General features: G+C 56.8%; 19 protein-coding genes. 13 read left to right on the top strand and 6 right to left on the bottom strand.

Going from position 1 to position 22,098, the window contains the following annotated elements; all coding sequences use genetic code 11:
* Positions 1-82: 82 nt before the first annotated feature.
* The 6 genes from SH139x_RS03075 to SH139x_RS03100 all read right to left on the bottom strand — a co-directional run bounded on the left by SH139x_RS03075 (position 83) and on the right by SH139x_RS03100 (position 6,410).
* Entirely contained in the window at positions 83-832 is a 750-nt protein-coding gene (locus tag SH139x_RS03075) for a lipoate--protein ligase family protein (protein ID WP_488353817.1), read from the bottom strand.
* Positions 833-867: 35 nt separating this feature from the next.
* Entirely contained in the window at positions 868-1,263 is a 396-nt protein-coding gene (gcvH, locus tag SH139x_RS03080) for a glycine cleavage system protein GcvH (RefSeq protein ID WP_488353818.1), read from the bottom strand.
* Between the two features lie 32 nt (positions 1,264-1,295).
* The gene (gene gcvT, locus SH139x_RS03085) at positions 1,296-2,408 is read right to left on the bottom strand and encodes a glycine cleavage system aminomethyltransferase GcvT (RefSeq protein WP_488356151.1); all 1,113 of its coding nucleotides are present in this window, start codon (positions 2,406-2,408) and stop codon (positions 1,296-1,298) included.
* Between the two features lie 276 nt (positions 2,409-2,684).
* Positions 2,685-3,116: a hypothetical protein gene (locus tag SH139x_RS03090; protein WP_488353819.1), complete on the bottom strand. Its 432-nt coding sequence runs from the start codon at positions 3,114-3,116 to the stop codon at positions 2,685-2,687.
* A gap of 96 nt (positions 3,117-3,212) precedes the next feature.
* A complete protein-coding gene (locus tag SH139x_RS03095) occupies positions 3,213-4,856 on the bottom strand; it encodes an OprO/OprP family phosphate-selective porin (RefSeq protein ID WP_488353820.1) in 1,644 nt (547 codons plus the stop codon).
* A 189-nt stretch (positions 4,857-5,045) separates the two neighbouring features.
* Positions 5,046-6,410: a PQQ-binding-like beta-propeller repeat protein gene (locus SH139x_RS03100; protein ID WP_488353821.1), complete on the bottom strand. Its 1,365-nt coding sequence runs from the start codon at positions 6,408-6,410 to the stop codon at positions 5,046-5,048.
* 276 nt (positions 6,411-6,686) lie between these two features.
* Here SH139x_RS03100 and SH139x_RS03105 point away from each other — a divergent pair, with 276 nt between their 5' ends.
* The 13 genes from SH139x_RS03105 (at position 6,687) to SH139x_RS03165 (ending at position 22,071) form a co-directional block, all read left to right on the top strand.
* Positions 6,687-7,475 (top strand): 3-keto-disaccharide hydrolase, encoded by a 789-nt coding sequence (locus SH139x_RS03105; protein WP_488353822.1) that lies wholly within the window; start codon positions 6,687-6,689, stop codon positions 7,473-7,475.
* Between the two features lie 59 nt (positions 7,476-7,534).
* The gene (locus tag SH139x_RS03110) at positions 7,535-8,149 is read left to right on the top strand and encodes an HAD family hydrolase (RefSeq protein ID WP_488353823.1); all 615 of its coding nucleotides are present in this window, start codon (positions 7,535-7,537) and stop codon (positions 8,147-8,149) included.
* A 73-nt stretch (positions 8,150-8,222) separates the two neighbouring features.
* A complete protein-coding gene (locus SH139x_RS03115; protein WP_488353824.1) occupies positions 8,223-9,884 on the top strand; it encodes a Ppx/GppA phosphatase family protein in 1,662 nt (553 codons plus the stop codon).
* A gap of 124 nt (positions 9,885-10,008) precedes the next feature.
* Positions 10,009-11,286: a protein-L-isoaspartate(D-aspartate) O-methyltransferase gene (locus SH139x_RS03120; RefSeq protein WP_488353825.1), complete on the top strand. Its 1,278-nt coding sequence runs from the start codon at positions 10,009-10,011 to the stop codon at positions 11,284-11,286.
* A gap of 560 nt (positions 11,287-11,846) precedes the next feature.
* Positions 11,847-13,073 (top strand): TIGR03000 domain-containing protein, encoded by a 1,227-nt coding sequence (locus SH139x_RS03125; RefSeq protein ID WP_488353826.1) that lies wholly within the window; start codon positions 11,847-11,849, stop codon positions 13,071-13,073.
* Between the two features lie 220 nt (positions 13,074-13,293).
* On the top strand, positions 13,294-14,115 hold the full coding sequence (locus SH139x_RS03130; RefSeq protein WP_488353827.1) for a hypothetical protein: 822 nt from the start codon (positions 13,294-13,296) through the stop codon (positions 14,113-14,115).
* Positions 14,112-15,230, top strand: coding sequence for an HTTM domain-containing protein (locus tag SH139x_RS03135; protein ID WP_488353828.1), 1,119 nt, complete (start codon positions 14,112-14,114; stop codon positions 15,228-15,230). Before SH139x_RS03130 ends, SH139x_RS03135 begins: the two co-directional genes overlap by 4 nt.
* Before the next feature lie 63 nt (positions 15,231-15,293).
* A complete protein-coding gene (locus SH139x_RS03140; protein WP_488353829.1) occupies positions 15,294-16,022 on the top strand; it encodes a hypothetical protein in 729 nt (242 codons plus the stop codon).
* On the top strand, positions 16,015-17,478 hold the full coding sequence (locus tag SH139x_RS03145) for a sodium:solute symporter family transporter (RefSeq protein WP_488353830.1): 1,464 nt from the start codon (positions 16,015-16,017) through the stop codon (positions 17,476-17,478). The genes SH139x_RS03140 and SH139x_RS03145 overlap by 8 nt, the downstream gene beginning before the upstream one ends.
* A 1-nt stretch (position 17,479) precedes the next feature.
* The gene (locus SH139x_RS03150; RefSeq protein WP_488353831.1) at positions 17,480-17,605 is read left to right on the top strand and encodes a hypothetical protein; all 126 of its coding nucleotides are present in this window, start codon (positions 17,480-17,482) and stop codon (positions 17,603-17,605) included.
* A 75-nt stretch (positions 17,606-17,680) separates the two neighbouring features.
* Positions 17,681-18,757 (top strand): aspartate/ornithine carbamoyltransferase family protein, encoded by a 1,077-nt coding sequence (locus tag SH139x_RS03155; RefSeq protein ID WP_488353832.1) that lies wholly within the window; start codon positions 17,681-17,683, stop codon positions 18,755-18,757.
* Positions 18,758-18,794: 37 nt separating this feature from the next.
* Positions 18,795-20,750: an asparagine synthase (glutamine-hydrolyzing) gene (gene asnB, locus SH139x_RS03160; protein WP_488353833.1), complete on the top strand. Its 1,956-nt coding sequence runs from the start codon at positions 18,795-18,797 to the stop codon at positions 20,748-20,750.
* A 28-nt stretch (positions 20,751-20,778) separates the two neighbouring features.
* On the top strand, positions 20,779-22,071 hold the full coding sequence (locus SH139x_RS03165; protein WP_488353834.1) for an allantoate amidohydrolase: 1,293 nt from the start codon (positions 20,779-20,781) through the stop codon (positions 22,069-22,071).
* Positions 22,072-22,098 lie beyond the last annotated feature (27 nt).

The raw sequence follows: 22,098 nt of genomic DNA on the forward strand, positions 1-22,098 counted from the left end.
AAGCGGACCAACGGAGTGATGAAGCGGGAGCTCAAATAGGGCAGGGCAGGGCAAGGCACGTGTGGGGCGAGTGTGAATGACATCAGGGGCGGCGCGCGGTCCAGTTGGGATTGCCAAATCTGGCTTCCACAATTTCCTCCGTTCGCGCGGCGACGCTGGGCGGGGTAACGCCAGCGGTGAATTGCATGTTCAACTGTCGTTCGATCTGCAACGTAATCGCTTCGATCAGCGACGTGAGCTCAATTTGGGTTGCGATCAAATTACCGATTCCGGGCAACTCGGGCGCGTGACGGCTGGCTGCCAATAAAATGCTGCCATGTTGCAAGACGGCGCGGGCCGTGCGTCGCTGGGCGCTGCCGACAATCTTATAACCGGCAAGAACTAAGTCATCGCTGGTGCGCCGTTGAAAGCAGAGGAATGTTTCCGGCCAAGGATGATCGAGGCGAGCGACGGGCGTGTCGGCAAACCGCGCGATTGGGATGTGCCACTCAGCCAGCGCGGCGATCACTGCTTGATGAACTTGACGGTAGAGCATGGTTGCCCGATCGCTGGTGCGATCGCTCAGCGGCAACGCAAGGCTGTATGTTAATTCACGATCATGCACGATCGCACCGCCACCGGTGCTGCGACGGATGAGAGTCAGTGATTGGCTGGCGGGATGGAGCCGGCGGTCGGCCACGCGTTGGAAGTAGCCCAGCGATAACGTCGGTTCGGTCCAACGATAAAACCTCAGGGTGGCCGCGCCCCCTTGGTCCACCTGTTCCAATATGGCTTGATCGCGAGCCATGTTTACGGCTCCCGCAGCGGGCGCGTCAATCAACAATCGTTGCATATTGGTTACTAATGAAGGACCAAGCAGGTGTGCGGCTAACCTTCGGCGGCAATTTGTTTCTCATAAGTGGCAAAGTCCATCAAGGAACTCAAGCTGGACTCATCGCTGAGACGCACTTTCACAATCCAGCCCTCGCCATAGGGGTCTTCGCCGAGGCTTTCCAGGTTATCGGGCAGTTCGCTGTGAACTTCGGTGATCTCACCGGCTACCGGGCTGTACAGCGGGCTGACCGCTTTCACCGATTCGACTTCACCGAACTCGTCGCCCACCTCGAGGGTTTTGCCGACTTCGGGAAGATCCATGTAGACCAAATCATTGAGTTGCTGGATCGCGAATGCGCTGATCCCAATGGTGGCGATTTTTTGGCCATTTTCTTCGCTCACGTGAACCCATTCGTGGGACTCGGCGAACAGCAGCTCGGACGGTTTCATCAGCTTCGGACTCCACACATAGGAAAGGGCGATTAACGTTTGTAGAAAGGTAGGGCGACGATTTCAGCCGGTTCGTGTTTACCACGAATGTCAATTTGCACAGCAGTCCCTGGGGTGCTGCTTGCCACGTCCACATAGGCCATGGCAATTGGATGGCCGAGGGTGGGCGAGGGAGCGCCGCTGGTGATCGTGCCCAGTGGTTCGCTAGCCGAGTTGAGCACGGGGCAGCCTTCGCGGGCCGGGCGGCGGCCTTGCGGCACAATCCCCACGCGTACTCGTCGCGGGCCGCTTGTTAGCACTTCGGCAATCGCGGCGGAACCGTTGAATTGGCGGTCTTTCAAGCTGCAGGCAAACTGCAAGCCGGCTGAAATCGGGTCGATGGTTTCATCGAGCTCGTGTCCGTAAAGCGGCATGGCGGCTTCCAAACGAAGCGTATCGCGAGCCCCAAGTCCGGCGGCGATGAATTGTTGGTCGCGGCCAGCCATCAGTAGGTTTTCCCAGATTCGGGGCGCTTCTTCCGCCCGCACGATCAGCTCGATGCCATCCTCGCCGGTGTATCCCGTGCGGCTGACGATCACCGGTTTGCCCATCTGTTCGGTGACCACCGCGCGGTAATATTTCAACCGCCGGGGATCATAGTCAAAGAGCCTCGCCGTGGTTTCCAGCACGGCTGGTCCTTGCACGGCGATCATCGCGGTCAGCTCAGTCCGGTCGGTCATTGTGACTCGCGGGAACTCGGCCAGTTGGGGCGTCAACCAGTCGACAATTTTTTGTCGGTTGGAAGCATTGACGACCATCAAATGGTAAGCCGTGCCGGATGGAGTTTCTAAGTGCGAGACCAGCACATCGTCGAGAATCCCGCCCGTCTCATTGCAGATCAATCCGTAACGCACTCCACCGATCGGCATGTCAATAACCCGACGTGTCATCACCGAGTCAAGAAAGGCGGCGGCATCATCACCATCGAAACGGAGTCGCCCCATGTGCGACACGTCAAACAGCACCCCGCGAGTTCGGCAAGCAACGTGCTCTTCGACAATGGAGGCATAGCGAATGGGCATCTCGTAGCCCGCAAATGGAGCCATCACGGCACCCGCTTCGTGATGCCAGGAAGCGAGCGGCGTTGCGCGGAGCGTCTCAGTCATGCTGCCTGCTGCTGCGTGAGTGGGGGCTTGATTGGTCAAATCGGATCCTGAGCCGTTCGGCATGTCGGGCGAGTCACATAGCAGACGCACCGCAGATCGCGCCGCGTATGTGCCCTGCCGAGAATCTGCGAACACAAACTCAGTCCCACCGCCAATTGGTGGGAAGGGAGATGCCGAGATGTCAACGAACGGTTAGCAACAAAGCGGTTTAGCTGCTGTTGCGGTAAACTACCTTTTTCCGCCACTTTAACAAACGGGCAAGGGATCGAAAACGCCCTAGGGCCGACTTTCCATGTCAAACTCGGCCGCGATCACCCCGGGAGCCACGTCGCAACCCGCTCGCTCCAGTCCGCCGCGGCAGGTCGGACAGATCGTGACGACTTCCCACGAGTATTTGCAAACGGTTTTTTCGTAGGTCTCAGATTTCAGCACGTTGATGGTGCGGACCTTGCCCGGCCGGCTGGGACGACACTCCCAAGGAAAAGTAACTGGTGGAATGCAGATGTCTTTGCATTCGACGGTAAAGCAGGGAACATCTTCCTGCTTCTTTTCGACTTTGAGGCGACAGGTTTTCACGCCACAGTAATGGCAATGGCTGCGCAGTTGCAGATGTTGGTCTGCCGCGGCGGCTGCTAGACCGCAAGCAGCGATCAACAGAGTGGCGATCGACAGAGTGGCGAAGAAAATTTGCGAGCGTCGTGGTTTCATTGCTTTGTCCTCACGCAGATTGTTTTTGGATCGTTCCTGAGATCTTGCTCGCAAAATGGAATTAACCGTGGCCATCGCGAGCCGTCTGACGGGGTGTTAGAAATCGATCATAAAGCGGCTGCCTAAGATCCAGAAATCGCCTTCGGTGTAGGCAATGTTCGTGTTGGGGTCGACGACTGGTCGGTGGTCAGTGATCGTGCCGTAGGTCAGGTTGGTTTGTACTTTGGAGTACGCGGTCCAGTGCCAGTTCAGGCCCATCGTGTAATTGGACTCGACTCCGCCCAGAATGTCGTTGTCTGAGAGATCTAAATAGTCGTAGCGAAACGCTAACTGCAAAGCGCCCCAGCCGCGTCCCAAGCCACCGCGACAGCGGTCGACTAGAAAGAAGTTTTCAAACGGCTTTACACGATCCAGCGTGCCGGATGCCCGATTGTATGGGACGTGTTCTCCAGTCAAGAAATAACTGGCGTAAATATAGCCACCGTGAAATGCTAGATCGGTCTCTGGACCGACCGCCAAGTCGCGTTGCACAAAGGTGGCCAAGTACTCGCCCGTGATCTGTAAAGCACCGATGTTGGTGATCGATTCGACGCCAACTTGTTCAAAGTACTCCGCTCCGGCGATTCGCCCCGTATCGAGCCAACGGGTGTTCGAGCGGGCTGCCGGGCGGGTACGAAAACGAGCTTCGTTGGAGTTGCTTTCCCCAGCCGTGGCGTCGCCGTCCGGGCGTGCGATGCTGCCGGCAATCGCCAAGTGTTGGTATCCCCGACCGCCGCTGATCTCGTCATACCAAGGGCTGGACGAGAGCCGGCCATATCCACCAACTTGCAACGATTCACCGATGTATCGACCGCTGGTTGCCGTGTTTTCTAAGTTGTAGACGCCATACCGCCAGTGCAACGAGCTGGCTTCGTCATATCCATACATGGCTAGTCCAATGCGACGCGCATCTTCGTTGAAAGCTTCCACCGCCAACGGCCGTTCAGCAAAAACGTTAAAGCGGCTGCTGTTGAGGTGGTCTAGACCGATCGGACGTTTTTGATTACCCAAGATCAGTCTTTGCCCCAGGGGCAGATCGTCCCAAGCAATGAAGACGTCTTTGTACTCTGGTGTGGCGGGGCGGTTGAAGTCAATTTGAATCCGCCAGCTCATATTGCCAGGAACGTCCCCTTTGGCTTCCAAACGTATCCGCCGAAACACAAACCGGTCTTCGGGGTCCAAGCCAAAACGCGGGTTGGGTGCGCCGTTGAGTGTGGCGTTCGGGTTTTCGAAATAGCCGATCGCCGGGTCGTTGTCGAGGAATGACCAATAGTCGAGGTGCACACGACCATTGATCGTTGTCGACGGCTTCTTAGCTTTGGCAGCTTTCTCGTCAGCTACTTTTTCCTGGAACTCGCTCCAAGATTCCTCCATTTCGGCCAACCGACGACTTAGCTCCTCGATGTCCGGCTTTTCTTCCTTCTCTCCTTCAGTCTTCTCATCCCCGTCGGCCTCTCCATTTCCCTCTCCTTCTCCCTCGGCACTCTGTTTTCCAGCCGCCGTGGTTTGCTGAGGACCGTCGCGAAAGCTGATTGGAACTTCCGCCGCGGGAGTACCGAAAAGCGGTGTTTCCGGATCATTGCTCAGCCGCGTCTGGGCAATCGCAGAAGTTTCCAAGAGGAGCAGTGAGGCGAAGATGCCGAGGGATATGAATATTCCCTCGGCCCCAAGCTTCTTCCGTGGTGCATTGTGGTCGTTCAATTCCCGTCCTTCGCAAGTCAAGTCACTGGTCTTTCGGCCTGCCCGGTGGCCTAGCGGGAATAGGTCGGTTCATCACCACAATCGATAGAACCCGAAAATTTATATTGCGTGAAATTATCGGGAAGCTGCCGACTGGGAAGGCTGACTTTGAGGCTTGCGAAATTTAGGTGGACTTTACGGTCGGGGGGGTTACTCCCTCAGATCGAACGCCACGATCTCTTTGTCATTGCGGACATAGATTTTGCGGTCGGCATAAGCGGGTGCTGACCAGACCACGGGACGGCCAAAAGCTACGCCTGTGGGGTCGATCAAAAAAGTCCGGTCGAGTTCCTCGAAGCCCTCGCGGCTGAGTTTGGCAATGACCAATTCGCCCTTTTCCGTGAAGATGAAATAGCGGTCTTGGTGGCGAACCAGGAACCCGGTGTCAGTCCCCGCGGCGCGGCCCCCGATCGCGTCGCTGGTCTGCCATAGTCGTTCCCCGCTGGGGAGATCGATCGCCATCAGTTGGCCCGCTTGGTCAAATCCATAAATGGTGTTGCCATCGGCCAGGGGTTGGACATTAACCGGGGAGATCCCCTTTTTCGCTTCATCCTGCCAGAGGTATTCGACTTGAGGCTGATCGGCAGCCAGTTTGAGCAATAGGTTTTTGTTGGAGTAGCCAGCCACGTAAAGGTACTCGCCGGTCTTGATCGGCGACATGATGATCGAACCGTTTGTCGCCTCGTAAGGTTCGGACCAGTATTCCTTGCCGGTGGCAGGATCGACCGAGCTGACGGCGCCGGGGCGGGCGAGAATCAATTGCCGTTTGCCACCAGCCGTAATGATCGTGGGTGGCGAATATCCTTGCTCCTTGGCCGACAGCGTGCGCCAAACTTCCGTGCCATTGAGTTTATTCAAGGCGATCGCGTGCGAGCCGTTGCCGCCAGCGACGCAGATTAAGTTGTCGCCGTCGATCAACGGATGGCTGGCGTAACCCCAAAGGGCCGTTTTGGTGGCATAGTCGACGGGCAAGTTCTTTGACCAGACGATTTTGCCATCGGCGGCGCTGAAGCAGAACAAGTGCCCCTCAGTTCCCAGGGTGTAAACATGAGGGCCGTCGACCAGCGGTGTGCAACGGGGGCCGGCCGGGTAGGAGACGCTGTATTTGACCGGGTACTCATGTTGCCACAGCGGTTTGCCGGTGGCTTGGTCCAAGCAGTGCACCCGCTCGATGCCGGTAAACGATTTGCGTTCAAAATTAGCGACTTGGACATCTTCGGCAGTCACGTAGTCGGTGACAAAGACCCGGCCTCCGGCAACGGCTGGCCCTGAATATCCGCCGGCGATGCTCTGCCGCCAAACCACCGCCGGGCCGTCGGCGGGAAATGTGCTGAGGATGCCCGTTTCCTTCCACTGATTGTCGCGGTCGGGGCCCATCCATTGGGGCCAATCGTCGGCGTGGGCTGGTTGCCCACCGCTGAGTGCCAACAATAAGCTACTTGTGAACAACAGCGACGCGCTGAGAAACGCTCGCGGCGGCAAGCTGGAAAAACTGTTTTTCTGCTGGGATTGCATGATCGTGGAACCTGAGGAAACATGACAGATACGCGGCGAAGTATGCTGTGCGAGCGCAGTCGCCACAAAAAAATGACGGCCGGGCGACGCGAGCATCTGCCGCGATTGTAGCATGGATGCGTCGGGCTGCCGCTCCACGGGCTGGGTGTCGCCAATTTCCTCAAATTGTCAGTTCCTCAAGTTGTCATTTGGCGGCCCCCTTGCTCAAAGCTTGTGACATTCCAGCTGTTAAGCTCTCCTTTCGTTAAGCCCTCCTTCCGTTAAGGAATCCCGTTGATGATCGCGATCACGCTCGCTGCTCGGCTTGGCCTTGCCAAATACTACTCGTCACCGCAACGTCGCAGCTTGTTGTCGGTCATCTTGGGGCTGCTGATCGCCTTGCCAACTGGTGGCTTGCTGGCCTCGCCCCCGCTGAATTTGCAGGACGCAGCCCAGCAGGACTCAGCAGCCCAGCAGGACGAGGGCGAGGGCGAGGATGAGGATGAGCGGGGATTTGTGAGCCTGTTTGATGGCAAGACTTTAGCGGGCTGGACGGGTGACTCCGAGTGGTTTCGTTGTCATCAAGGAGCGATTGTGGCGGGCGCGTTGGACAAGCAAATACCGCACAATTTTTTCCTTTGCACGACAGCCGAGTACGGTGACTTTGAGTTGCGTTTGGAAGCGCGTTTGGTGGGCAAGGGGGATAACGCGGGCGTTCAGTTTCGCACCGCGAAGATTCCCGGCAGCCACGAGGTCTCGGGTTACCAAGCCGATATGGGTTCCGCTTGGGATCGTCCCGTCTGGGGCGCCTTGTACGACGAGTCGCGGAGGAACAAGATGTTAGCGGAGCCGCAGGCGGAGTTGGTTCGGCAGGTCTTAAAGCCGGCCGACTGGAACGCTCTGACGATTCGTTGTCAGGGTCCGCGGGTGCAGATCTGGCTGAACGGCACTCAGACGGTCGACTATATCGAGCCGGATGCCAAAATTGCTCGCCGCGGGGTGATTGCCGTGCAAATACATGGCGGACCAGCAGCTGAGGCCAGTTATCGTAAAATACGCATTCAAGAGTTGTCCGAAGACCGGTAATCGTCACCACTGAGTCGCAATCATAGAGTCGCAATCTTTTGCCACCGAAGGAATCTACTTTGTCGATACGTTATATCTTTTTTGACTTGGGCAACGTGCTGGTGCATTTTGATCCCAACGATGCTTGCCGAAACGTATCGCGGTTGGTTGGACACTCCGAAGCGGCGGTGTTTTCCGCTTTGTATGGCTCGGGTGTGGAGACGCGTTACGAGCGGGGCGAGTTGGACTGCGAAGCTTTCGCGACCGCTTTTCGTGCCGAATTGGGGTGCGATTGTGACAGTGAAGATTTGTTGCGTGAGATGTCGGCCATGTTTCGCCCCAACCAGGCAATGCAACCTTTGCTTGACCGGCTGATTGCCAGCGAGCCGCGTTTGGGCATTCTTTCCAACACCTGTCCGGCACACTGGAATTGGGTCCAGCAGCAGGCTTGGTCGGTTTCCAGCGGCTGGTTTGGTGAAGCCGTGTTGAGCTACGAAGTTGGTCGCATGAAGCCTGAGCCGGAAATCTACCAGGCAGCTCAATCGATCGCCGGGGTCCCCGCGGACCAGATTTTCTTCACGGATGATCGGTTGGAGAATATCGAAGCGGCTCGCGAAGCGGGTTGGCGGGCTGAGCTGTTTCATGATGCCGAGTTGTTAACAAAGCAGTTAACAGCTTTGTTGCCGGGATTGTGACAGCGTCTGCTCACTGGCGTGGTCTTTCTAAGTTATTTGTGTTGTCGAGCTGAGATTCGAGCTGAGATTGAACATGGCACCATCATCACCACATCCCGAGCATCAGCCACATGACGGGCAGCCAGCGCCGGCGGCAACTGCTGCGGAGAGTCTGGCTGTCGATTTGGGGCGTGGGGATGATGTGGGGCGTGGGGAAATCGCCCCGCCGCGGACGGTCGCTGTGATTGACATTGGTGCGACCAGCATCCGCATGGCGATCGCAGAGATCCGAGATAGCGGCGAGATCCATTTGCTCGACACGTTGGTCCAGCCGGTCAGCTTGGGTAAGGACGCATTTACGGCGAGGCGTTTTCGCCGCAGTTCGATCGAGGAGTGCGTGCGGGTCTTGCGGGCATATGACCGAGTGTTAGGTGAGTATGGCATTCAGCATGATCAGGTGCATGTCGTCGCCACCAGTGCGGTGCGGGAAGCGGCAAACCGACTGACTTTTCTGGACCGGATCTATATTGCCACTGGTTTGCACGTAGAGCCGATTGATGAAGCCGAGGTGAATCGGATCACCTACATGGGGATTCAACCGCATTTGGCTGCTGATCCGGAATTGGCCAACGCCAAGGGAGTGGTGGTGGAAGTTGGTGGCGGCAGCACGGAGATGTTGGTCGTGCGTGGCGGCAACGTGCTGTTCTCCAACACCTACCGTTTGGGCGCTCTGCGGCTGGCGCAAACGTTGCGTTCGCTCGGCGCGCCAGCTGGCAAGCGGCGGGCGCTGATGGAAAGTCAAATTCGACGCACCGTGGCGAGGATCAGTGAAGAGGTGCGGGCCGACATGCGGATCGAAGTCATTGCCTTGGGGGGCGATATCCGCTTTGCCGCTCGCCAGATCTTATCTGACTGGGATGAAGATGGCCTGGCCAGGTTAAACGTGAATGCTTTGGACGAGCTGGCTAGCGAGGCGATGAAATTAGGAGTCGACGAGGTAGTGCAACGTTATGGAATTAGTTTTTCAGAAGCCGAAACATTGGGGCCGGCGTTGTTGACTTATTTGATGTTGGCCCGTCGCTTTGAGCTCAACCAAATTTTGGTTTCCAGCACCAATCTGCGTGATGGCTTGCTGCAAGATATGGCTTCCCAAGGACGCTGGACGGCTGAATTTCGCAATCAAATTATTCGCAGTGCCATTAGTTTGGGACGTAAATTTGATTTTGATGAATCGCACGCCCGTCAAGTTGATTTACTGGCTCGCAAGTTGTTCGCCGAGCTGGCCGATCTGCATCAGCTCGATTCCCGCTATGAGGTGCTGTTGTCGGTCGCTTCGCTACTGCATGAAGTTGGGATGTTCGTCAACGTTCGCAGCAATCACAAGCACGCCATGTACTTGATTCGTAACAGCGAGATTTTTGGACTCAGTCGACAAGATTTGCTGCTGGTCTCGCTGTTGGCTCGTTACCATCGACGCGCTTATCCCCAACCGGGTCACGAGGGGTATGCAATGCTGGGGCGAGATCAACGGGTCGTGGTTTCCAAATTGGCGGCCATTTTGCGACTGGCCATCGCCTTGGATGAGTCGCGTTTGGGGCGAGTCAAAGAGGTGCGTTGTCTGCGTGAGCGTGAGCGGTTGGTGATTCGCGTGCCTGGGGTCGACGACGTCTCTTTGGAGCAACTGTCGATGAGGCAGAATGCGGGGCTGTTTGAAGAGATTTTTGGTGTCACCGTGCTGCTGAGGCCTGGGAATTGAGCGATTTTTCATTGTCAATCGGTGCTTTGGCGGCGTGATGGTGCTAGGCTGGAGCAGGGTGGGTTGCTCGGCTGGCCGCCCGCGTTTTCTCCAATTACTGCGGAGTGTGTTGCTGATGTCCGCGATGAGCAAGGTTTTTTGGACGTTCTGTATGGCGGGAGTGATCTTTGTGCCCAACGCTGGTGGGGCCGATGAATTCGCCCAAATTCGCGAGCGAATGGTGCGTGATTACGTCGCCCCGGCAGGTGTTTCTGATCCCCGCGTGCTAGAGTCGGTCCGCAATACGCCCCGCCACCAGTTCATGCCGCGGCGGTTTTGGGATCAAGCTTATTTCGATATGGCTTTGCCAATCGGTAAATCGCAAACGATCAGCAGCCCCTTCATCGTCGCCGCGATGACCGAAGCGATTGAGCCGGAGCCGACGGACAAAGTGCTGGAGATCGGTACCGGCAGTGGTTATCAAGCGGCCGTGCTGAGTCCCCTGGTCAGCGAGGTCTACACGATCGAAATCGTTCCCGAACTGGGTGAGCAGGCGGCTCGAGACCTTAGTCGTTTAGAGTACACGAATGTGCACGTGCGGGTGGGGGACGGTTTCAAGGGGTGGCCCGAGCAAGCACCATTCGACGCAATCATCGTCACCTGCAGTCCCGAATCGGTTCCGCAGCCGCTGGTCGACCAATTACGCGAAGGGGGCCGGATGGTGATTCCCGTTGGGGAAAGGTACCAGCAAACGTTGTATTTAATGACCAAGCAGGACGGCAAGCTGGTGCAGCGAGCGTTGCGACCGACGCTGTTCGTGCCGATGACCGGTTCGGCCGAATCCCAGCGGCAGCAACAGCCCGATCCTCAGAACCCCCGAGTCGTCAACGGCAGCTTCGAAGCCAAGTTGCCTGATAGGAGCGAGCTAATTTCCGGCGGCAACGCGAATGACGATAAGGTTCCCGAGGTTTCTCCCGCGCTGGGGCTTGGTGGCGGCCAGTTTGTGCCAGGTTGGTACTACGGGAGGCAGGTCGAATTGGTCTCCGGCAGTGGCCCAGATAGCCATTTTGTTCGCTTTGCCAACGAAACGCCGGGCCGCGATTCGCACCTCTTGCAAGGGTTGGCAATTGATGGAACTGTGATTCCCCGGCTGCGAGTCGAAGCCCGCGTGCGCACCAGCGACGTACAGCCCGGTTTACGACCTGACCAAGTCCCCACCGTGGCGATCAGTTTCTACGACAGCGAGCGTCGCAATTTGGGCAATTATTGGATCAGCACTTTTCGCGGTACTCGCGACTGGAAACTCGACGGCCGAACATTTCGGGTCCCCCCGCAGACTCGGGAAGCCATCTTGAGAATTGGCTTATTCGGTGCCACGGGCCAGGTCGATTTTGATGACGTCAAAATTGAGGCGCTGCAATAAAGGAACCGGGAAGGGCTTTGCCGGGGTCAGGCCTTGTTTTCGGTTTTCGAAAGAGGGCGTGGCGATGTTCGACCCCTTTGAGTTGACACAGGTCCTTGAAGTTTGGCAGGGAAATATATCCTTGGAATTTTCCTGCCCGCTGTCTCTTGGGGTTTGCGATCAACGTTTGCTGTGGATGACATGCAGCCGCAACAAAGGGTCTTGGCTAGACCTGAGGAACTCCGCCGGGGATCGCAACCAGGCGAAGCCTGAACACCGGACACGAGGGCTGGCCCTAAAGGGCCTTTGCAAGATGATTATTCCACTTACAGGCAAGATGCCTGTTACACTTTCACTTTGAAAGTTAGTTGCGGTTGGTGATGGTTTTTTGAGCACCATCTGTGGCTCGCTTGGTGGGCAATCTGCCTAGTCCGCACAGTCTTCTGATTACCCCTGGGTTGCCCTTATCGCCTGTTCGCTAAATTCTTCCTAATCCAGTTGAACGGCGCACCGTATGCACTATTCTAGTACGGGGATATGGCCCGTTATCGGTGTTACACTTTTATGGAGTTTTCGTCTCGATGGTTCGACGACATTTGGTTGCGGTGCTCGCAGTCTCAGTCGCTGGTTGGTGCACCGGTGATTTGCAGGCAGGCTGGGGTTCCTTTGGTAGTTATGGATCGCACGGGTCATTAGGCTCTTATGGGTCCAGTGGGGGTTATTCGTACTCGGCTCGTTACGGAAGTAGCGGCTCGTACGGCAGTTCGGGCTATACCAGCTCATACGCGTCCTCTGGCGGGTCAAGCGGCTACGCCAGCAGTGGTGGTAGCACCGGTCGCCACGTCGGACCTGTTCGTCGCTTGTTCCGCGGCATTCATGCTCATTTTGCGGCCCGACATGCGTCTCACGGTAGCAGCGGCGCGTCATACGGCAGCAGCGGGGCGTCCCATGGCAGCAGCGGCTATGTGACTTATCGTGCCAGCAGCTACGGTTCGTCCGGCGGATATGGCTCGTCCGGCGGTTATGGTTCGAGCGGTTATGGTTCGAGCGGTTATGGTTCGAGCGGTTACGCGTCGAGCGGCTCCACCAGCTATTATGCGCCGTCTGTTTCCTATGGCAGCACCGGCAGTTACGGCAGCGTTGGCAGCTACGGCAGCGCGATGCCAGTCTACGATGCGGCTCCAATTTATCAGTCGTCGCCCAGCGGCGTTGAAGCGGGCGGCAGTCCGATGCAGAACGTCCCATCGGCCGAAGAGGGTGATGCGGATGTTGAAGCGCGGATCGATCAAGAAACCGCTATCCTCACCGTTGCCGTTCCCGAAAATGCCAAGGTTTACGTCAACGATCACCTCACCACCAGCACGGGCATTGTTCGCCAATACCTGTCGCATGGCCTGAAGCCAGGCTTCTCGTACACCTACAACGTGCGAGTTGAGCAAGTGGTTGATGGCCAGTCGTTTGTTGACACCAAATCGGTTCGTCTGCGCGGCGGAGTGATGGAACGGCTGGTATTCGATTTGCCAGAGTCCGATACTCGCGTTGCAGCCGCCGAAACTTCTTTGACGCTCGAAGTTCCCGCTGACGCCAAAGTAACGTTGGCCGGTGCCGAGACCAAGCTGTCGGGTACTGAGCGGACTTTCCGCACCTCGCGGTTGCAGCCCGGACAAGTTTGGGATGACTACACGATTCGCGTCACGGTTCAACGCGACGGTCGTCAGGTTTCCAAGGAAAAGACGATCCGGCTCGTCGGTGGCAGTCACAAAAAGCTGGCCGTACAGTTCGATCAGTCTGAACTCGCCAGCCGCTAATCGATCGAGCTCGCTTGGTGGCCAGTTCGGCACCCACAGCTAGCATGATCCTAATACAACCCGCTTCCCGAGGAGCTTCTCCTTCGGAGCGGGTTTTTTTGTTGGCCAGCGGTTTTTAATTGCTGGTCCGCTCGCTTGCTGGTCCGCTCGCGAGCTGGGCCTTGGCAAGTTAAAACATAAGCACAGTAGGTTCGCGTCATACTTTGGGGTGGAATGGAACATGGCAAGGGCGAAACGACGCAGGGCGTCCGAGAGAAGATCGCCGCTCGAACAGGAGGCCAGCTTATCCGGTGCGGCAAGTCGGCCCATTGCTGGCGGCTCTCAAGCCAGCGGTGCCGTTTTGGGCAGCCCCCTTGCCAAGCGTTGGCGTTTGCTGGCCAGCATCTTCATTGTTGGCCAGTTGTGGGCGATTTTGGGTCGCCCGATCGAATTCGCCACGCAAGGACCGACCGGGACTAGCCCCGCGGCGGCCGCTTTTTACAAGCCTATCCGCGGTTACAGTGAATTCACTTATTTAAATCACGGCTATGCTTTTTTTGCCCCCGATCCAGGCCCCAGCCATCTCTTGCGGGCCACCGTTGAGCGACCTCCTGAGCAGCCAGTGACGCTGTTGTTTCCCGACTGGGATCGTCAGTGGCCGAGGTTGCTATACCATCGGCACTTTATGCTGACCGAATTCCTGCACAACACGTTTCAGCCTCCGCTGCCACCGCTCGAGTCGGCCCCTTCCGAGTTGGCTGGCGATCAGGGGTTAGCGGAGAGATGGAGCTTGGATCGTCAACGGTATGAAGCGATTCGCGAATCGTACCGCCAGCATTTGCAAACAGCTTGGGGGACCGAGATGGTGCGGTTGCAGCGGGTCGAGCATCAATTAGTTGGCTTGCCTGAGTTTCTGCAGCAGGGACAGCCGTTGAATGACCCCGTCTTGTATGTCGATTTGTATGACGATTTGTATGATGCACAGCCGGAGCCGGTACCGAGCTGGCCTCGCTTTGGTGCGCCCAACGCCGCAATGCAACCGTTCAGCGGAGTCCAGCCATGAGCAAAAGCGACTCAGCTGAGGTGGGTGCAGTGCGTGAAATGGAATCGCCAAGTGATCGCAATGCGGTCGTTGACTCGGCCACCGCAAGTTGGCCGGCGGCGCTTTGGGGCTGGGGGCAGTCCTGGATCGATGGCTGGGATCAATTTTGGTTCACACCTCGCCACTCGCACACGCTGGCGATGATCCGCATCGCCACCGGGGCGATGTTGCTCTATACGCATTTGGTTTTAGCCAGCGACTTGCTTTCCTTTCTGGGCCCTAACGCTTGGATTAACAACGAAGTGGCTCAGGGGCTTCATCAAGGTGCCTACGGTGCCAGCGATGGGGGCTGGAGTTACCTGTGGTTGATCGATTCGCCGACCAAGTTATGGTTGCACCAGTGGTTGGCGATCGTCGCGACGTTTTGCATGACGATTGGGCTGGCCACTCGCCTCACCGTTCCGCTTAGCTGGTTCTTGCAGTTGATGTTCGTGCATCGATTGACCGGTTCGTTGTTCGGCCTCGATCAAGTAACCACGATGTTGGTGACTTACTTGGTGATTGCTCCCTCGGGAGCGGTTTTCAGCCTCGATGCGGTGCTGCGGAGAAAACTCGCGGCCAAGCATGGTGGCCAGTTGCCGGCAGTTTGGCGGTACTGGTTACCGGCAGCTGTTCCTTCGGTGGCGGCCAACGTGGCAACGCGTTTGATGCAACTGCATTTGTGTGTCATCTATTTGTTCGGAGGCTTGTGGAAAGCTCGCGGGGAAATGTGGTGGGATGGTACGGCATTGTGGTTTGCCGCTGCGAACTATGAGTACCAATCCAACGATTTAACTTGGCTGGCACGGTTTCCGGTGCTGTTCGCCGCGCTGACTCACTTGACGATCTTTTGGGAGACTTTTTACTGCGCGCTGGTTTGGCCTCGCATGACGCGTCCGCTGGTGCTGGCAATGGCGGTGATGGTGCATGGGGGGATCGCTATTTTCTTGGGGATGATTACTTTTGGTGTGATGATGATTGTCGCCAACGCAGCATTTATTGCTCCTGAATCGTGGGGGCGATTAGCGAAAACTTTGGGGAAAAAACGTCTGCGGGTGGAAACCAGCGGCGAAATCGTTTTAGGGTTGGAGCCCTAGCCCGTAAGGCAACTCTATCTGCTACTCCATCCCGTCGATCGCCGCATCGCCAACTTTTTTGTTTTGAAATTGCTGGTCCCTACCGAGCTCTCATCAAGCGGTTTGGGGGGGTGGTGCGCATCCGCTGATCCAGAGATCAGCAGCGAGCACGAGCCGGTGCCGCTGGCCAAGCATTGGTTTCTCCCTGCTTTAAAGTTGATCTTGGTGCTGCTGGGGTTTGGCTTGCCGACGTCAGCTCCGACAATTACGCATGCGCAATCATCGGCGACTGAGGCCAGCGACGAAAATTTCCCAGCCGTCCGCGCAGACGCCGCTTGGGCCGGTTTCAAACAGTCGTTAACGCCGCAGCGATTAGCCCAGTTGCGGGCTGCTATCGAGTCTGCTGCTTTGCAGCCCCCTGCTCCCGAATTGGTGCCAGTCAAAGATGGGACTGCCACGCTGCAGTGGGCGTTGCATCCGACTGCCGCCGCGTATCGGGTTGTTGATTCGCGAGGCGTCATCTACTACGAGGGACGTCTACCACAAGCCTTCATTTCTGGGCTGGTCGATGGTGACCACGAGTTTATGTTGCGAGCGTTGGATGCTGAGGGGCAAGTTATCGCCCGCGCCCCGGAAAGCACCGTCGTAGTCGTGCAGCATTGGCCGTTGCCCTTTGCCTTTGCGTTGCTGTCGCTCGGTTTGGTCGTGGTGCTAGTGATGTTTGGCGTCTTATGGTTTGGTGGCCAACGCGATACCCACGAGCGAAGGCAGCTCGTTGAGTCGGTTCCCGCAGGAGAGCGTGATCATGTCTGATGGATTCGAGCCGGTGCTCGATGCATCGATGGGTTATCTATTGCTGGGGCTGTTCGGCGCGGCTTGGGTGGCGCTCGGTATTTGGTGGGGGCGTAAAGCGAACACCTACGAAGGCTACGCGGTGGCTGGCCGTAACGTGGGCTTGGCGATGGGGACTGCCACCGCTGTCGCCACCTGGATCACCAGCAACACCACGATGTTGGCACCCCAGTTCGCTTTGCAATTAGGTGTCTGGGGGATGCTGGCCTATTCGACGGCTAGTTTCGGCTTGTTCGCGTTTGCTCCGATGGCCTCGAGAATTCGCCGCTTAATGCCCGAGGGTTTTACGGCGGTGGAGTTTGTGCGGCGTCGTTATGGACAGCTGGGGGCTGTGCCATTTTTGTTGATCTCTTTTTTTTACGCCTTGACGTGGCTGATTTCGATGGCCATGGCGGGTGGTAAGTTGCTCAACGTGTTGGCCGCGATCCCTTATCCAGTCGGCATGACGGTCGTGCTCTTGGTTTGCGTGTTGTACACGCTGTTTGGCGGGATGTACGCCGTGATTGGCACCGACTTTATTCAAAGTGTGATTATCTTGTTGGCTTTGGTGTTGGTTGCTTTTGCCGTGCTCAGCCGCGTCAGCATCGGCGAGATTCACACGGAGCTGGTGACCGAGCGGCCAATGTTGTTAAGTATATTTTTTCCAGCCGCTTTGATGGCTTTATTCAATAATATGTTGTTTTCCTTTGGTGAGATCTTTCACAGCAACGTGTGGTGGAGTCGGGCCTTTGCGATGCGGGCGTCAGTTGGTGGACGAGCATATTTGTTTGCCGGTTTGTTGTGGTTGCCGGTACCAATCGTGGCTGGGTTTCTGGGGTTGGCCGCCCCGGCCTTGGGGATTGGCATCAGTGAACCCGACACCGTCGGTCCGCTGGTGGCTGCTCGTTTGCTGGGAAGCGCTGGTGCCTTGGTGGTGTTCGTGGTGATTTTTTGTTCTCTGGCATCGAGCATCGATAGCTTGCTGGCAGCCACCGCGGACTTGATGGCGCACGATTTGGTTTTTCCCCTATATCGTCGTAGCGGCCGAGCTTTAACGGATGCCGCTAAACGGCGTTGGACGGGAATCTGCGTGGTTTTGCTTGGCTTGTTAGCGTGGGCGGTAGCGTGGCCGAACGTTGGCACGCTGGCCACCGTACTGTTCTTTGCCGGGCCACTAGTCGGCAGTTGCATTTGGCCGATCCTGGGTGGTTTGTACTTTCAACGACCGGGCCCTTTGGCAGCGTGTTCCGCAATGGTTGTGGGAAGTCTCTGCGGGTTGGCGGCCTACTGGGGAATTGGTTGGTTTGTGGCTTCGCTCGTCGGGGCCGCCGTCTCGGGCGTGGTGTTTGCCACCGTGACTTGGTTGGTTCCTAAACAATATGACTTTGCTCAGCTATCGGCTGTGGAATCGCCGGACTATCCACAGGGAGGTATTTAAGATGTCACTTTTCCCACTTTGGTTTCTGAAGATCCTAATCAGCAGTGGCTTGGCTCTTTGCCTCTTCGGCTCGCTTTCCCTGTTGGTCATGTTGGTTGCAGATATCAAACACAAGCGAATGTGGTAATGGTTTAGCGGGGTGTGTACTCCTGCTCAAAGCCCTCGCGTTGGCCTTCGGAAGCGTTGGACCAAGGAAAAAACAATGATTGAACAGCAAGTTGGCGATCAGCGCTTGCCTCGTTTTGCGAGAAATTCCAAGGGTGCTCAGTTAGAGGTCGATCCTCTACTCAGTCATCTGGGACCGCAATTAGATTGTCCTCCGCTGCAAGCATTGGCTGGGCAATCGATCGTGCATGCGCGTCAGTTTGATCGCCAGACGATCGTGGCCCTCTGCCAGTTGGCGGCAATGCTGGAATCGCGCGACGTCGAGGTTGCCAAACCGCTCGATGGAAAGATTGCCATCACGGCTTTCTTTGAAGCCAGCACGCGGACGCGGCTGAGCTTTGAGAGCGCCATGCTGCGGCTCGATGGAAAAGTGCTCTCCGTGCCCGATGGTCAAGTGACCGGGATCGCCAAGGGTGAATCACTAGCCGACATCGGTGAAATGTTTAACACCTACGGGGATATCGTGATCATGCGGCATCCCGATACCAGCAGCATTGAGGAGATTCGTCAAAACCTGGAACGACCGCTCATCAACGCCGGAAACGGATCAGGGCATCATCCCACTCAAGCGCTGGTTGATTGGTATGCGCTGTTGAAATGGCGACCCGAGTTGGCTCGTGCCGATTGTCCGCCCGCGCGGCGAATTCACTTGGGCATTATCGGCACGCCGGGTTCGATGCGGGCGGTGAAAAGCTTTCTCAGATTATCGATTCAGTTCAGCGGGGCGGTCGAACGGATTACCTTGATCAGTGAGATGGCCGATCCCGTTGGCTTTGATCTGACGGGCCCCATCGAGGATTCGCCGATCCCGGTCGATATCACCAATGATGTGCAAGAGGTGCTGCCCGAGTTGGATGTCGTCTATGTCAACTCGATCGCGTTTCTTGGGGATAGCTATCGTCAACTTGGCAGCCGCTACAAGTTGGATCTGACGAGTAACTTTAAACCTGGTGCGGCGATCTTGCATCCCTTGGCGCGGCGTGACGAATTGTCCGTCGACCTGGATGATACCGAGCACAATCTCTACTTTGCGCAAGCCGCGGGAGCTGTTTTTGTGCGGCAAGCGGTGTTGGTCTCAGTGCTTGATCGGTTGGATCGTATTAACTCGCCTTGATTACATACAACATATAAATAAACGAACAAAAAGTTCTATGTGTGGAATAGCAGGATATTGGTTTCCGAATGACACGCGCGTGTCTTCGCCGAATGAAGTGTCACGGGATGGCGGCGCGCTGCAGCGAATGCTCGATTGTTTGACCCACCGTGGGCCCGATGATCGTGGTGTTAAACGGCTCGCGGAGGTCGGCTTGGCGATGGGGCACACGCGGTTGTCGATCGTGGGGTTGGACCATGGCCATCAGCCGATCGTTTCCAACGATGGGCGAATTACGGCCACCGTTAATGGGGAGTTTTACGGGTATAAGAAAATTCGTGCCGAATTGGCATGCCAGGGATATCAGTGCACGATTAAAAGTGACAGCGCCATCGCTGTGCCGCTCTATCAACGCGATGGCATGGCATTTGTCGATCAACTGCGGGGTGAATTTGCCTTTGCCATGTTCGATGCGGAGCGGGAACGATTGATTTTGGTACGCGACCGTTTCGGGATCAAGCCACTGTATTACAGCATGACGTCGGACGGAATTGTCTGGGGTTCGGAAGTCAAAGCCATCCTGCAGCACCCCGCCGTACCGGTGCGGTTGTGTCGCCGCGCGGCGCTACACCAAATGATGCAAGTCATGGTGCCCGGGACAACATCGTTTGAAGGAGTGCAGGCAGTCTTACCGGGGCATTTGTTAATCATTACCCGCCAAGGTGGGCGGCTGCAAGTCGAAGATCGATGTTGGTGGGATCTCGATTTTCCCACCAGCCATCCCGAGGGAGCCGACCCCGCGCCCTACGTCGAGGGTGTTCGCCAGCGTCTGATCGACGCGGTGGCGACTCGATTGGAGGCCGATGTGCCAGTCGGTTGTTATCTCTCCGGTGGTATCGACAGCTGTTCGATATTGGGTTTGGCCACCAGTTTGCAACAATCGCCCATCAAAGCGTTTACGATTGCCTTTGATCATACCGATTACGATGAATCGGCGATCGCCAAGCGTATGGCTCAGCGGACCGGCGCGGAACAAGAATTGTTGCGGCTTAGTGAAAAGCAGTTGTATGGTCCTGCTTTCGAGCGAGCCACTTGGCATGCCGAGCGGACTTTTTATAACACTCTGGCCGTGGCAAAATGGCATATGAGTCGGCGAGTTCGGCAATGCGCTTACAAGGCGGTGATTACCGGTGAAGGCTCGGATGAGTTGTTTGGGGGTTATCCTTTTTTTAAACGTGATTATTTGGGCGTCGATGGCGAAGCGGGTGTGTTCGCCGGCGCGATTTTGTCCGAGGAGATGTTGACCCACGAGGCGTGGCAAGATCTTTGCGGGTTTACACCTTCCTGGATTCAGCCCTGGATGCTGACGTTGCGGCGCGTCTATCCGTTGCTCAGCGAAGAGTTGCGTGAAACGCTCGATGGTTATGATCCCGTCGCGGAGATTGCCAACAAGATTTCGCCCGATCGAGTCCGCGATCGCCATCGTTTGGATATTTCTCAGTACACTTGGTGTAAGACGATGTTGGAAGGTCAAATTTTGACCTGGGGTGGCGACCGTATGGACATGGCTAACAGCATGGAGGCGCGGCCCGCTTTTCTTGATCATCATGTCGCCGAGTATGCTGTCCAGATTCCGCCCGATATGCGAATCCGAAACGGTATTGAGAAATGGGTGTTGCGGGAGGCGATGGTTGAGGTCTTGCCACGCGAGTTATATGAGCGGGAGAAATTCGCTTTCATGGCGCCGCCCGCCCACACCGATGTCGAAAAACGGGGCGCTGTGGAAAAACTGGCCGCTCGCTGGCTGACCCCGGAACGGATTGAGGCGGCCGGTTTATTTGATCGCGCCAAGGTTGACGAATTGATGACCGCCGCTTGGCAAGAAACCGACTCCACGGTGGCCCGCAGAAACGACATTTTGATTAATCATTTACTCCAGTTGCACATTTTGGATGGCCAGTTTGCCAACGGGGAAGCACCCCCTGAGTTGGATGATGCTGCCGTTGTTGTCTAAGTTGAGCCAATGTTGAGGAGCCACGCGCGTGTTAGAGCAGTCCGATTTATCCGCAGCATTACCGCGTGTCGATATAAGTAGAATCAAAGCGGACATTTTGGAGTTGGCCGAAATTGGCCGCGAGCCCGAGACGCGAGGAATTTTTCGTCAAGCTTTTAGCCCGGCCGACATGCAAGGAAAACGTTGGTTGCTGGAACGGATCGAACGGGCCGGGTTGGAGGGTCGGCTCGACGGCGCGGGTAACGTGATTGCCTTGCTGGAAGGGCAGAGCGATGGACCTCGCGTGATCGTGGGCTCGCACATCGACACCGTGCCCTGCGCCGGGGCGCTCGACGGAACATTGGGCGTGGTGGTGGGACTGGAGTGCTTGCGACGACTGAAAGAGCAGGGGGTGGTGCCCTGGGTGGGGATCGAGCTGATTGCTTTCAGTGACGAAGAGGGGCGGTTTGGCGGTATGCTCGGCTCCCAAGCCTTTGCTGGGCAAATCTCCATGGAGCGGATCGAAGCGGCCACCGACCTGGATGGTGTGCGATTACGCGATGCGATGATCGATGCGGGACTCGACCCGTTGGCCGCCCTCGATGCCGATCGCGATCCGGCGAGCATTCGTTGCTATCTCGAATTGCACATCGAACAGGGACCGGTGTTGGATTCGCTGAAATGTCCGGTGGGGATTGTCGAAGACATCACGGGGCTTTTTAAATGGACCGTTTGGTTGCGGGGCGAAGCCAACCATGCCGGCACAACGCCGATGCCGATGCGCAACGATGCTTTCATGGGGCTGGCCGATTTTGCCCATGAGTTGCCACGGATCTTGGCGGAAAATGGCAGTGAACGAAGCCGAGCGACGATCGGACGTGCGCAAATTCTGCCGGGTTCTGCCAACACGGTCCCCGGTTTGGTGGAGTTTTCCTTGGATGTCCGCGACACGTCGGAGGAAGTCATGGAGGAGTTGGCCACGGCCTGTCGCAAAACGCTCTCCGCAATCGCTCGACGCAGCAAGCTGATGTTCGAATTTCGCCAAGAGAGCTGGATTTTGCCGGTTGCCTGCGATTCCTGGGTGATCGATCACTTAGCCAACGCGGCGGCCGAACTAAATTTACAGTACGAACGCATGCCCAGCGGGGCGGCGCATGATGCCCAGATCGTGAGCTCGATCGCCCCCATTGGGATGATCTTTGTGCCCAGCCGCGATGGGCAAAGCCATTCGCCAAAAGAATGGACCAGTTGGCACGATATCCAAGCGGGTGCGGATCTAATGCTGCGGACCTTGACGCGAATGACTGATGAGCCGGTACCGAGCGACGGAGCCAGCAGTTAACTTAGTGTGACTGTTGCGCCACTGTTC

Origin of the sequence: Kothea flammea, from assembly GCF_052161645.1 — a bacterium.
GTDB lineage: Bacteria > Planctomycetota > Planctomycetia > Pirellulales > Pirellulaceae > Laterigemmans.